The sequence below is a fragment of the Spirosoma migulaei genome (assembly GCF_054776855.1).
The window spans coordinates 1-12,332 of the sequence record NZ_BAAHBG010000007.1 but is presented as its reverse complement, the minus strand read 5'-3'; the positions used below and the strand labels follow the sequence as shown (position 1 = coordinate 12,332).

The following is a 12,332-nucleotide window of genomic DNA, read 5'->3' as shown; positions in this document are numbered from 1 at the left end:
TTAAAAAAGTCCAAAAAGATAAAATGACTTACAGAAAGACAGATAGCAGAAGGCTACTTATCTATCCCGCTACTAAGCGGGAGGAAATTGGCACCAGTTCCTGGAGTTGGTTGGTTGCCAAGACATCATCGGGTCCGTTCCCTCCGTCTTTCTGGATAAGCTACAACAAAAATAGACAAAAATAGGGTACGCCGACACGCAGCATACCCTATTTTTAAGATTCTATTGATTCTATGATAGTTACAGCCAATCTAGTCGCATCAACAATAGCTACCAGGTCTGTTCCAAATCCTCTTTCGTGTACTGGTGATTCCGCTCGTTGTAAAACGACTTTTCGTTCGTCCGTTTAATATCCAGCGGATTTTTCGACGTCAGGCGATACAGCAACGCAATTGGCCATAAAAACACAAAAAACAGGATCGACAAAATGATCTTGCCATTGATATTTCCCAGTATTTCAGCCACTTTGAACCAGGCCTTCACAATCAAATCACCAACTACCGGAATAGCCAGGCTCAACAAGCCAACGGCTGCTGCTGCATAAAGCCACCAGGGTGATTTAAACACAAAATATAACACAACCAGACCAGTCACGATGACCAGCTGGGCCTTTACTTTTTCGGTAACATCCATGCCTTAAAACAACGTATAGATAAATGGAGCAACGGCAGAACCGCCACCAATAACAATTAGAACACCGATGAGTAACAGTAAAATAATCATCGGAGCCAGCCACCATTTTTTGCGCTGCTTCATGAATTTGAAAATGTCCTGCAAAAATTCCATGTCTACTTTTAGTTTATTTGCTTGTTAACAGATGGCGCCTGAACAGTACCCGGATTCGACTGCATAAGTCGAAACAAAGCATCGCCCACACGCTGATTCACCAGAGCACTGGCATGGCCATCATTACGGCCTACAACCCGATCATTCGGGGCAATATCGCCCATGAGTTTACCAACATCCAGAATGGGTACGTTACTGCGTTGAAAGAAGTCAACTACAGGTTTAACGTACACAGCTGTTTTTTCAATATTGTGCGAGAACGGAAACATAACAACGTAAAAGCGGGAATTATGCTCCTGTGCGTAGGTTATGAATTTGTTAAGGTCGCTTAAGTGGTCGTTAATAATGGCCGGTGTGCCGTAGGCAGTGCGGGCGTATGTATCAAAAGGCGCAAAATTACCGTGTGGAAACTGCCAGTATAAATAATTGAGCAAATACGACTTAATAAACAGCGACTGTACAGCGCGGGGCATATCCGAATACGGCTCAAATCCAGCAGGAACTAACCCATGATCGCGGGCTACCTTTTCAATGTCGTTCGGAAAATACTGCAAAACCAACACGTCAGGCGTTTTGCCAAACTTTACCAGCCGAGCGTATTCATCACGCGTATCGGAGCCTGATATACCGAGGTTGTATGTTACATACTCTTTGGTACCTAATTTTTCGCTAAGAACATTCCCGTACCGTTCGTCAGCTGATTTGAGACCGTGACCCGACGTAAACGAGTCGCCCACCACCAAAACGTTCTTTTTACCTACTGTATCAACTTTTGGCGTATCCCGATAATCGCCGACCATAGGAGGCCAGTAGCGTTCAAACCAGATATGCGATGCCAGTGTAAGACCTCCTTCCTGGCTTTGGGAAATGCACATAAAGATGATCTCAACAAAAACCAACAGCCCAACAAGTGGAACAAACAGGGTGGCTAAATTACCAAGAAACTTCGGTGGCTTCGGATTTTTGACAACGCCATAATAGTAGCAGCGAAGCAGTTCAATAACGATCAGCACCAGGATACACCCTTTTGCCAGTCGAACATATACGTTATCAAACAAACCTTTGTGTGGGTAATCGAACGTAACATGCAGTCGATCACCGTAATACAAAATAAAGGCCAGGAATCCGAGCAAAAGCAGACGGACGGCACTGGATACAAGTTTTGATCCCATCAGGACAGATCGTTCGGCGAGTGTGTTTGGCTAGTCTAAAACAAATTCTTCTTTCCAGTTATCTTTCTCCTGCCACTCAGGTTGCTGGCGCTTATCGAACAGGAAATTACCGACCACCAAATAATCCATTTCGGTACGCATGAAGCAACGGTAGGCATCATCCGGCGTAGAAACAATAGGCTCGCCCCGTACGTTGAAACTGGTGTTAACAATGACGCCATAGCCCGTAAGTTTCTTAAACGAGTCGATCAACTGATAGTAGCGCGGGTTAGTATCTTTATGAACCGTTTGAATCCGGGCAGAGTAGTCGATGTGCGTAATGGAAGGTAAATCGGAGCGCTGATAGTACAGCTTTTCGCGCAGTGGGAAACTGGCATAGTCGGCAGGAACGGGTGTCCGGCGACTTTCGGCTACCGGGTGCACCAGCAGCATATAGGGAGAAATGCCGTCATAATCAAAATACTCGGCACAATCTTCGGCCAGAACCGAGGGAGCAAACGGCCGGAAGGACTCGCGGTATTTGATCTTCAGATTCAGTTTTTTCTGCATTTCGGCGTTCCGTGGATCACCCAGAATACTGCGTCCCCCCAAGGCTCTTGGACCAAACTCCATCCGCCCCTGTACCCAGCCAACTACATTGCCTTCAGCTAATAAACGGGCCGCTTCGGTACTTAACTCAGCAAAATCCGTAAAATGAGTTGAAACAGCTTTATACTTAACAGCCATCAACTCAACATCCAGATCCGAAAACGTTGGTCCCAGATAAGAGCCCCGCATGGCATCGCGCTCGGTGGTAACTATACGTTCTTTACCAAAATAGATGTGGTAAGCTGCCAGGGCTGCTCCTAACGCGCCACCCGCATCACCGGCGGCTGGCTGAATAAAGATGTCTTTGAACAGGCCAGCAGCTTGCAGTTTCCCGTTTGATACACAGTTGAGCGCTACACCACCTGCCATAACCAGTGCATCGGCATTAGTCAGGCGTTTGGCTTCACGAGCCATATTTAGCACCACTTCTTCGGTCAGATACTGAATAGCCAACCCCAGATTACAGTGATAATCTTTCAGCTCATCTTCAGGCTGGCGTTGCGGAAACCCAAACAGCTCTGCCCATTTGGCCTCTTTCACCATGGTTAGGCCAGTAGCATAATCGAAATACTCCTGATTGAGCCAAATGGACCCATCGGGGCGAAGGTCAACTAATTTTTCTTTGATGATGGCCATATACCGGGCTACATCAGGTGAATTTGGATCACCATAAGGTGCCAGACCCATCAATTTATACTCGCCGGAATTTACCCGAAAGCCCAGAAAATAGGTGAATGCCGAATATAACAGCCCCAGCGAGTGTGGGAACCGCATTTCTTTCAGGATAGAAATGTTTTTACCCTCCCCTAAACCTATGGAAGCCGTTGCCCATTCGCCAACGCCATCGACGGTCAGAATAGCCGCCCGCTCGAATGGAGATGGATAAAAAGCGCTGGCTCCATGCGAGAGGTGATGCTCAGGAAAAAGCAGTTTTACTTTTTTAGATGAGTCGTATCCTAGCTTCTCTAACTCCTCCCGAATGAGCCGCTTAAGAAATAATTTTTCTTTCAACCAAACCGGAATCGATAGCAAAAAAGACCGAATTCCCTGGGGAGCAAAGGCGTAATAGGTTTCAAGCAGCCGCTCAAATTTGAGCAGTGGCTTATCGTAAAAAACAATGGCGTCTAGTTTATTGAGATCGGCCCCGCCATACTGAAGACAGTATTTAATAGCCTGAGCAGGAAAACCCGGATCGTGCTTTTTACGGGTAAATCGCTCTTCCTGAGCAGCGGCAACGATACGACCATCTTCAATCAATGCAGCTGCCGAATCGTGATAAAAAGCAGAAATACCTAATATAGTCATGTACTATGATACTGGACAAACAGCGCCAAAAGTAACTGATTTTTTTGGCAAACATACCATATGACTTACTCTACGGTAAACCAGCCACTAACGAGGAATTAGACTTTAGGGAGGCAAAAAAGAGTATCTTTGGCCCAAATTAATGAGTGAATGAGCGAATTAGTGAATGAGCGAATAGAAGCTACCAACCATTCACTAATTCGCTCATTCACTAATTCACTAATTGATTAATAATGAAACTGGCAGCCATTGATATCGGTTCCAACGCAGCTCGTCTGCAAATCTCAACAGTCTTGCACAACGATAGTCTGGTCAGCTTTAAGCGTGTCGAGTATGTACGCTTTCCGCTCCGGTTGGGACATGATGTGTTCAATTTTGGCGCACTGACGCCGGAAAGTGAAGCGCGTACCACTAAACTTCTGCAAGCCTATAAACTGCTCATGGAGTTGCATGAGGTAGAGGGCTACATGGCCTGTGCTACATCGGCCATGCGTGAATCATCGAACGGCCACGAAATAGCCGACCGTATTGAAGCCGCTACAGGCATTAAAATCCACATTATAGACGGCAGTAAAGAGGCAGAACTCATCAACAATGTAGTGGTTCAGGCCCTTGACGATCAACAATATCTGCACATTGATGTTGGCGGAGGAAGTACAGAGCTAAACGTTTACGAAAACCGAAAAAAAATAAATTCCAAGTCGTTTAAAATAGGCTCCGTTCGATTACTGGAAGGAAAAGAACATAAAGGAGCTTGGCGTAAAATTGAGGATTGGGTCGAGGATAATGTTGACGCAACCCGCGAAATTACGGCAGTTGGTACAGGAGGTAATATCAGCAAATTGTTTAATCTGGCCTCCAAAACCTCAGAACTGGAAACAACCCGAACCGAGATTGAACGCATTCGGGATTACATTGCGAGCTTCAGTCAGGAAGATCGTATCAACAAGCTTCGCCTGAATGCCGACCGGGCCGATGTGATTGTACCAGCCGCCGACATTTATATTTCAGTGATGAAGTGGGCTGGTGCCAACAGAATTATTGTGCCAGATTTGGGTTTAAAAGATGGAATTATTCAACAAGTGTACGCGCAACGGGGTAAACGGAAGTCTATGCCCTGAAAGGTTATTCCAGTTGGAATACGATGGAAATGATACATTCGTGCTGTAAAAAAAGTCAGCCTACCACTAACTTAATTCAAAAAATAAAGTAACTGGTAGGCTGACTTTTTCACGAGCGCATTAAATTTGGTTAATCTTTTATTTCCGGCTATATATTGCGGATTAGCCCGACAAAAGAAGTAATTATTAACTACCGTAACATGGATGTACTGCCAACTGCTCATTTACAGCAGCGACTTGATGCCCTGGCGCTTGAAAATACCTTATTGAAGTCTCAGATTGACCAGCAGGGAATCAATCAGCGCTTTCTCCTGGAGTTCTCAGACCGATTTGCCACGTACAAGGTTGGTGATGAGTTCTTTCACTCACTCGTTAGCTACATTACCGAGCAAACAAAGCTTGACTATGTATTTCTGGGCGAGTTGGTTGAACCGTCGCCGGGTGCATTTGCCATTCGTACGTATGCCCTTACCGCTAATGGCCAGACAGTTGGCAACATCCAGTACGACCTTCCCGATGGTCCCTGTGAGCAGGTTATTCAGGGTAAGCTATCTACCTACCCCAGCCAATGCCGGCGACTCTTTCCTAAAAACCAAACCCTGGTTCAGTTCAATGTGGAAGGCTATATTGGCTATCCATTATACGACACGAAAGGCCATGCGTTCGGGATACTGACCGTCATGCACCAATCGCCTATTAACGAACCAGAGTACATTGCCTCGCTTTTAAAAATTGTAGCCAAACGAGCCGAATTTGAACTTGAACGCATTCGCTACGAAACAGAACTGAAAGAAATCAATCAGACCCTGTTAGAAAAAAATCAGGAACTCATACACCGAAATGCCGAATTGGCCTCATTCAGTTATGTCGCTTCGCACGATTTGCAGGAGCCATTGCGTAAAATTCAGGCCTTTGGCGATCGGCTGAAGACAAGCTATGCCCCCAAATTAGACGAAGAAGGGACAGATATTGTTGACCGAATGGTTCTGGCAGCCAAGCGCATGTCGATGCTTATCAAAGACTTACTCGATTACTCCCGGCTCACGCTTCGCTCCGATAGCTGGGGACCTCAGCCCTTAGCGGCACTAATGGGTGTTGTAGTAAGCGAATTGGAAATTAGCATTCAGGATACGGGGGCGCTGATCCAGGTAGGCAAACTGGATACAATACCTGGCGATGCCAGTCAACTTATCCAGTTATTTCAGAACCTGCTTTCCAACGCAATCAAATTTATGAAACCTGGTACTGTGCCCCATATTCAGATTAAGAGTCGGCGGGTCAGTAGCACAGAACTCCCGGCAGCATTTTTGCCGATAGCTACCCAGACCGAATACTGCCAGATAGACATCTGTGATAATGGAATCGGATTCGATGCCCATCAGGCAGAACGTATATTTGGTACATTCCAGCGACTGCATGGACAGGGCAAATATCCCGGTACTGGCATTGGCCTGGCTATTGCCAAAAAGATTGCAGAAAATCACCGGGGATACATCATGGCAATGAGCCAACCCGGTAAAGGAGCCACATTCAGTGTCTACTTACCAACACAGGACGTCCTAAACTAACTGTACTCAAGTAATAGACCGTCCCGGTCGGTACTACAGGTAAAAGCGCACTCGTTTTCGCTGAAATGACAAACGGTTAAACAGCTTCCAGAACAGAAGCATCCATAGAATCAATAGAAACTAAAGAATCAACGTACTCTCGTTAGTTTCTGAATAACGATGGGTACGCACCGAACAGGCGGGCAGGCGCAGGATATGTTTGCCAGCGTTACCGACCGTTCGACAAAGCAGCCGAAGGCGCTGTATATTCTCACTCCATACGTCTCCGGTTTACCCGTACGCGTAAGATTACGAACAATAATCCCATCACTGGGTATTGGGTGGCTTTCGCCAGAAAATAATCCATTGTTTGCGACTTCATACCGATCCGTTGGCTCAAAGCCAACAATGCCCACCCACCCATCAGCCGCCGACTCCGATCCAGTACAGGTTGCTTCCTGCGCCTTAATAGTAGCCGTTGCGTTTGCTTTAATTGTAACTGTAACTAAGGCAAATGGTCGGCAATTGGCATCGGTAGGTAGGGGCTTTACCAGACCATAGACATAATATACTCTGTCTGTAGTTAATGTAGTTGGGGGGAAAGCAATGGTTCGCATAGTAGCGATGCCATTTGATGAAATCAGTTCGCCAAGAGACGTTCCATCCGTGCGATCATAGGGATTCGTTTGCGGGCTATCAAATCGTACTAACTCGATCTTATCCGGCCAGAAAACGCTGGTCTTAACCTGTAAGCTATCAATGATGTAGCCGGTACAAGCTGTTACCGAAGTCTGATCCGTGTTGGCAATTGTTGGACAATCAGCCGCCTGCGCTAGCGTAGTGAGAGGAGTTAAGAACGAAAACAGCACCAGCCAGATACCTATACCTATGGTGCTGATTAGTGATTTAGTAAAGGGAGTTGATTTTCCTACTTCAGATGAGGACTGATTACTCCCTGTATATCGCCTGAAATTAAGCGCTACTGCGGTTAGCTGCTTCATACATTTCGCTTCATTACGGTTACTCTGCGTTATGGGTTAAACCACAAAGACCGTTATTAACTGTTAAACCGGCCGTCACAATCAAGGACTTGCCGTTACTTCTTGCATGCTAGTATCGTCGCAACAAGTGATACAACATATTAACATGAACGAATATACTATCCTACTCCAACAAAACCCAAAACCAGCTGATGTTCCTGAATTTCACCAATGTGGTTTTCTATTTAATGACTACAATCATCTTCGGCAACAAGACGAAGGCTACCTTTATTTACTGACAGCCCTGAACAAAACCACTCGACGAGCCGATGCCCGATGTGCTTTTTTTATTCGTTCCAATGAGGCTGTTAGCCCTCAGGCAGCACCATTTGGCTCTATCGAATTTTCTAAAACACTCCCAGAGCCAGTTTTAGTTAATTTCCTGGATTTGCTTGTCGAAACTGCTCGCACAGTCGGCGTTGCTAGTTTGCGGATCGTTAATTACCCGAACTGTTATGCACCTGAACAAGCCAGTCTTTTGACTACCCATTTGATCAATCATGGTTTTCGCATACGAGAAACAAGTCAAACGTTCTTTTTACCCATTACCGCCAATCCGTTTGAACAGACGATTACCCCCGCTGAACGCCGACGATTGCATAAATGCAGGGAAGCTGACTTCCAGTTTATGCATTGGAAAACTCCAGACATCAGTGAGGTGGTTGAATTTTTACAGGGAACTCGCTATCAGAAAGGTTACCCACTCACTATAGCGCCAGAAAAGCTAACCAACCTACTACGAGGTTTCCCAAATCACGTTTCTGTTTTTACGGTAAATGATGGCGTTAAACCCATTGCCTTAACAGTAGCGGTGCGCGTTCGGGAGGATATAGTGTACAACTTCCTGCCAGCCTCGCATCCCGCTTATCACACATTTAGCCCTATGGTTATGCTCATAAGTGAGCTGTTCGCCTATTGTCAAAAACAAAAAATCAAACTACTTGACTTAGGGGTGTCACTCGATGATAACCACCAGCCTAAACCCAGTCTGATACGTTTCAAACGGAACCTGGGTGCCCAGGAATCCCCCAAACTGGTTTTCGAGAAGCTGTTTTGACAGGATTATTTTCAACAGGATCACAGGATTAACGGGATTTTCAGGAATCGAACCTGCTTAATCCTGTAATCCTGCCCAGTCGTATCTAACTCCGGTCTGCTATTTTCTTCGTTATTTTGTAAAAAAAAGGCTGCCTTAGTAGGAGCCTACTGCATGATTGAAGCTGGGTTTAATTCGGTTAATCAATTCCTGAGTGAGTTGTTTGCATCGCTGGTATCGCTACTGAAGGTGGCGATTCGTGGCCGTCATACTACCCGGTTACCGGATCGGCAACGGCCCATTTGCTCGGTGCTAGGTAATGGTCCATCTTTAAAGGAATCCCTGGTTGATCAGTTCGCCTTTATTAGTCAAACCGAAATTGTTTGCGTAAACAACTTCGCGCACGCCGATATTTTCACCCGCCTACGGCCGCAGGACTACGTCATTTCAGACCCCAACTACTTCGTTTTCACAGAACAAACCACCGACCGCGACGACATTCGCCGGACGTTATCTGTTTTCCTGGAGAAAGTAGAGTGGCCCATGCTTTTGTATGTCCCACACTTTGCCAAAGGCTCTTACCTGCTGGGCAAGATTGAGCAGGGCAATCCACTCATTAAGGTCGTCTATTTTAACTATACGGTTGTTCGTGGTTTCCAATGGCTGGTTTATTGGCTCTACGCGAAAGGACTGGGCATGCCACAGGCTCAAACGGTTATTATTGCTGCTCTGGCGCTGATGATCAACCGGAAGTTCGATGCCATTTACCTCTTCGGAGCCGATACATCCTGGCACGAGGAAATCCGACTGAACGACAAAAATCAACTATTAATCAAGCAGATACATTTTTACGACAAACCTAAAGACGTATCGCACCAGCCCGTGTATTCAGATGCACACCGGCAACGCACCTTTTCGATGGCGTCGCAGTTTCTGTCCTTTCACAAAGTATTTCGAGGGTACGAAGTAGTGCGTGATTACGCCGACCATCGGGGCGTTCGGATCATAAATGCCAGTGCTAAAAGTTATATCGACGCGTTTGAACGGGAACCAGTTAGTCAGTCGATAAGCCAATAAATACGTCCTAAACACCTATGCAAACGAAGTTCCTTTTCCTGCTTCTTGGTAGTTGTCTGCTTGGCAAACCGGTTGCTGTTGCGCAACAAAAGCCCAATATTGTACTGATTTATGCCGATGATTTAGGGTATGGCGACATAAGTTGCAATGGTGCCACAAAAGTCCGTACACCGAATATTGACCAGATTGCTAAGGAAGGATTACAGTTTACCAATGCCCATGCCTCCTCCTCAACCTGCACGCCCTCGCGCTATTCGCTGCTGACCGGTTCGTATGCCTGGCGGAAAACAGGAACGGGCATTGCTCCCGGCGATGCGGCTTTGCTTATTCCAACCGATCGGGTTACGCTACCCGGTATTCTTCAACGGGCCGGTTATAAAACGGGCGTTATAGGTAAGTGGCATTTAGGACTAGGCCCTAAAGGTGGCCCCGACTGGAACGGTGAAATCAAACCGGGTCCACGGGAAATTGGCTTCACCTATTCATTTCTTCTCCCGGCCACCGGCGACCGCGTACCCTGTGTATATGTAGAAAATCAGCGTATCGTTGGCTTAGATCCCGCCGATCCCATTCAGGTGAGCTATAAAGGTCCGATTGGCAATGAGCCAACTGGAAAAGATCATCCTGAATTACTCAAGATGAAGTACTCGCACGGGCATGATCAGACCATTATTAATGGCGTTAGTCGGATTGGCTACATGAGTGGTGGCAAGTCGGCGCGGTGGGTTGATGAAGACATGGCCGATGTACTGACTGGAAAGGTAAATCAGTTTATCGAAACCAGTAAAGGCGGGCCTTTTTTTGTTTATTTCTCTACGCACGACATACACGTTCCTCGTTTACCCAATTCCCGTTTTTTGGGTAAAAGCGGTATGGGACCGCGTGGCGATGCCATTCTCCAGTTAGACTGGTGCGTAGGCGAAGTCATGAAAACGCTGGATCGACTTGGATTAAAAGAGAACACAATGGTTATCGTCAGCAGTGATAATGGCCCTGTTGTTGATGACGGCTACCAGGACCAGGCCGTTGAAAAATTGAATGGGCATAAACCCGCGGGTCCCCTTCGCGGAGGGAAATACAGTGCGTTCGATGCTGGAACCCGGGTTCCTTTTATCGTGCGCTGGCCTGGAAAAATAAAGCCGGGGAAATCAGACGCCTTGGTCAGTCAGGTAGATTTGGCCGCGTCATTTGCGACACTAGTTGGTCAGCCATTGGCGAAGGGAGAAGCCGCCGATAGCTTCAATACACTGGATACATTTCTGGGACAAGCTAAAAAAGGCCGGGAGTACGTTATAGAACATGCCATAAATGGTACGCTTTCATTGATAAGAGGTAACTGGAAATACATTGAACCATCCAACGGACCGACACTTAATACTGATACCAATATTGAAACAGGTTACTTGCCAAAGCCGCAACTATTTGATTTAAAAGCCGATCTGGGCGAAACGAAGAATCTGGCCGAGAAATACCCTCAGATTGTCGCCGAACTAGCCACGTTGTTACAGGCCGTCCGAGACAAACAAGATACGAAATAGACAGCTTTTTACACGGACCAACGGTCCACTCAGTACCTACAACCAATGCTTGATTTATCGAATAAATCCATTTTGATTACGGGCGGCACCGGCTCCTTCGGCAAGAAATTTGTCGAGATGGTATATCAACGTCACCCGGATGTTAAACGTGTGGTCATTTACTCCCGCGACGAACTGAAACAGTTCGAGATGGCGCAGTATTATCCCCAGCCCAAGTACAAGTCCATCCGGTTTTTCATTGGCGATGTGAGGGATGGCGAACGGCTCAAACGGGCCTGTGAAGGCATCGACATCATTGTGCACGCAGCCGCGCTGAAACAGGTACCAGCGGCTGAGTACAACCCGATGGAATGCATCAAAACAAATGTATTTGGGGCCGAAAATGTGATCAACGCGGCTTTAGATAACGGCGTAAAACGTGTGGTTGCTCTTTCGACCGACAAAGCTGCCGCCCCTATCAATCTCTACGGAGCTACCAAACTTTGCTCCGATAAGCTATTCGTAGCCGCCAACAACATGAAAGGCAGCCGCGACCTTCGGTTCTCGGTTGTGCGTTATGGTAATGTAATTGGCTCGCGGGGTTCGGTCGTGCCGTTCTTCCTGGAAAAGCGGAAAGATGGTGTTTTGCCCATTACTCACCCCGATATGACCCGTTTCAATATCTCCCTCGAAGAAGGTGTAGAAATGGTGTTTCACGCTCTGGAACATGCCTGGGGCGGTGAGATTTTTGTGCCCAAAATTCCATCCTACCGCATCACAGACGTAGCCACGGCCATAGGTCCCAACTGCGAACAGAAATTGGTTGGTATCCGTCCGGGGGAGAAACTGCACGAGGAAATGATTACCGAAACCGATTCGCTCAACACGGTCGAGACGGATAAATACTACGTCATTACCCCCTCAACGCCTACCTGGAGCATTGATGACTATATGCAGGCCTTCAACGGGCGGCAGGTTGAGATGGGCTTTAAATACAACTCCGGCACCAACACCGATTGGCTCAACGTCGAGCAGCTACGCGAGCAGATTCGGGAACACGTGGATCCTAATTTTAATGAATAACTGATGTTACGCAGGCCATCCTTAGATTGACAGCCTACTGATTAAATTTAACAAAAATTA

Annotated in this window: 11 protein-coding genes and 1 riboswitch; of the genes, 6 read left to right on the top strand and 5 right to left on the bottom strand. The window is 46.7% G+C overall.

The genetic code is table 11. From position 1 onward, the window contains the following. Positions 1-54: 54 nt before the first annotated feature. Positions 55-162, bottom strand: a riboswitch (SAM riboswitch). Positions 163-270: 108 nt separating this feature from the next. Genes ACYVGO_RS09585 through ACYVGO_RS09570 form a run of 4 tightly spaced genes read right to left on the bottom strand, consistent with a single transcriptional unit; the run spans position 271 to position 3,851 of the window. After that, on the bottom strand, positions 271-633 hold the full coding sequence (locus ACYVGO_RS09585; RefSeq protein WP_142774846.1) for an SxtJ family membrane protein: 363 nt from the start codon (positions 631-633) through the stop codon (positions 271-273). A gap of 3 nt (positions 634-636) precedes the next feature. Beyond that, complete coding sequence (locus tag ACYVGO_RS09580) at positions 637-786, bottom strand: DUF5989 family protein (protein WP_012928744.1); 150 nt, start codon at positions 784-786, stop codon at positions 637-639. Positions 787-794: 8 nt separating this feature from the next. After that, entirely contained in the window at positions 795-1,958 is a 1,164-nt protein-coding gene (locus tag ACYVGO_RS09575) for an SGNH/GDSL hydrolase family protein (RefSeq protein ID WP_460969063.1), read from the bottom strand. Positions 1,959-1,988: 30 nt separating this feature from the next. Further along, positions 1,989-3,851: a carbamoyltransferase family protein gene (locus ACYVGO_RS09570; protein WP_460969062.1), complete on the bottom strand. Its 1,863-nt coding sequence runs from the start codon at positions 3,849-3,851 to the stop codon at positions 1,989-1,991. A gap of 233 nt (positions 3,852-4,084) precedes the next feature. Here ACYVGO_RS09570 and ACYVGO_RS09565 point away from each other — a divergent pair, with 233 nt between their 5' ends. Both ACYVGO_RS09565 and ACYVGO_RS09560 read left to right on the top strand, forming a co-directional pair. Beyond that, on the top strand, positions 4,085-4,972 hold the full coding sequence (locus ACYVGO_RS09565; RefSeq protein ID WP_460969061.1) for a Ppx/GppA phosphatase family protein: 888 nt from the start codon (positions 4,085-4,087) through the stop codon (positions 4,970-4,972). A 200-nt stretch (positions 4,973-5,172) separates the two neighbouring features. Next, positions 5,173-6,540, top strand: coding sequence for a sensor histidine kinase (locus ACYVGO_RS09560; protein ID WP_460969060.1), 1,368 nt, complete (start codon positions 5,173-5,175; stop codon positions 6,538-6,540). Positions 6,541-6,668: 128 nt separating this feature from the next. Here the strand turns inward: ACYVGO_RS09560 and ACYVGO_RS09555 are convergent, their stop codons facing one another. Then, entirely contained in the window at positions 6,669-7,520 is an 852-nt protein-coding gene (locus ACYVGO_RS09555) for a hypothetical protein (protein ID WP_460969059.1), read from the bottom strand. A 145-nt stretch (positions 7,521-7,665) separates the two neighbouring features. Here ACYVGO_RS09555 and ACYVGO_RS09550 point away from each other — a divergent pair, with 145 nt between their 5' ends. The 4 genes from ACYVGO_RS09550 to pseB all read left to right on the top strand — a co-directional run bounded on the left by ACYVGO_RS09550 (position 7,666) and on the right by pseB (position 12,272). Beyond that, complete coding sequence (locus ACYVGO_RS09550; protein ID WP_460969058.1) at positions 7,666-8,616, top strand: GNAT family N-acetyltransferase; 951 nt, start codon at positions 7,666-7,668, stop codon at positions 8,614-8,616. A 153-nt stretch (positions 8,617-8,769) separates the two neighbouring features. Further along, entirely contained in the window at positions 8,770-9,672 is a 903-nt protein-coding gene (locus ACYVGO_RS09545) for a hypothetical protein (RefSeq protein WP_460969057.1), read from the top strand. Between the two features lie 17 nt (positions 9,673-9,689). Next, the gene (locus tag ACYVGO_RS09540) at positions 9,690-11,210 is read left to right on the top strand and encodes a sulfatase family protein (RefSeq protein ID WP_460969056.1); all 1,521 of its coding nucleotides are present in this window, start codon (positions 9,690-9,692) and stop codon (positions 11,208-11,210) included. A gap of 45 nt (positions 11,211-11,255) precedes the next feature. Further along, a complete protein-coding gene (pseB, locus tag ACYVGO_RS09535; protein WP_460969055.1) occupies positions 11,256-12,272 on the top strand; it encodes a UDP-N-acetylglucosamine 4,6-dehydratase (inverting) in 1,017 nt (338 codons plus the stop codon). Positions 12,273-12,332: the final 60 nt, after the last annotated feature.

Bases quoted from the DNA above. Each gene is read 5' to 3' on its own strand.
- ACYVGO_RS09585 (WP_142774846.1), bottom strand. From the start codon at position 633: ATGGATGTTACCGAAAAAGTAAAGGCCCAGCTGGTCATCGTGACTGGT.
- ACYVGO_RS09580 (WP_012928744.1), bottom strand. From the start codon at position 786: ATGGAATTTTTGCAGGACATTTTCAAATTCATGAAGCAGCGCAAAAAA.
- ACYVGO_RS09575 (WP_460969063.1), bottom strand. From the start codon at position 1,958: ATGGGATCAAAACTTGTATCCAGTGCCGTCCGTCTGCTTTTGCTCGGA.
- ACYVGO_RS09570 (WP_460969062.1), bottom strand. From the start codon at position 3,851: ATGACTATATTAGGTATTTCTGCTTTTTATCACGATTCGGCAGCTGCA.
- ACYVGO_RS09565 (WP_460969061.1), top strand. From the start codon at position 4,085: ATGAAACTGGCAGCCATTGATATCGGTTCCAACGCAGCTCGTCTGCAA.
- ACYVGO_RS09560 (WP_460969060.1), top strand. From the start codon at position 5,173: ATGGATGTACTGCCAACTGCTCATTTACAGCAGCGACTTGATGCCCTG.
- ACYVGO_RS09555 (WP_460969059.1), bottom strand. From the start codon at position 7,520: ATGAAGCAGCTAACCGCAGTAGCGCTTAATTTCAGGCGATATACAGGG.
- ACYVGO_RS09550 (WP_460969058.1), top strand. From the start codon at position 7,666: ATGAACGAATATACTATCCTACTCCAACAAAACCCAAAACCAGCTGAT.
- ACYVGO_RS09545 (WP_460969057.1), top strand. From the start codon at position 8,770: ATGATTGAAGCTGGGTTTAATTCGGTTAATCAATTCCTGAGTGAGTTG.
- ACYVGO_RS09540 (WP_460969056.1), top strand. From the start codon at position 9,690: ATGCAAACGAAGTTCCTTTTCCTGCTTCTTGGTAGTTGTCTGCTTGGC.
- pseB (WP_460969055.1), top strand. From the start codon at position 11,256: ATGCTTGATTTATCGAATAAATCCATTTTGATTACGGGCGGCACCGGC.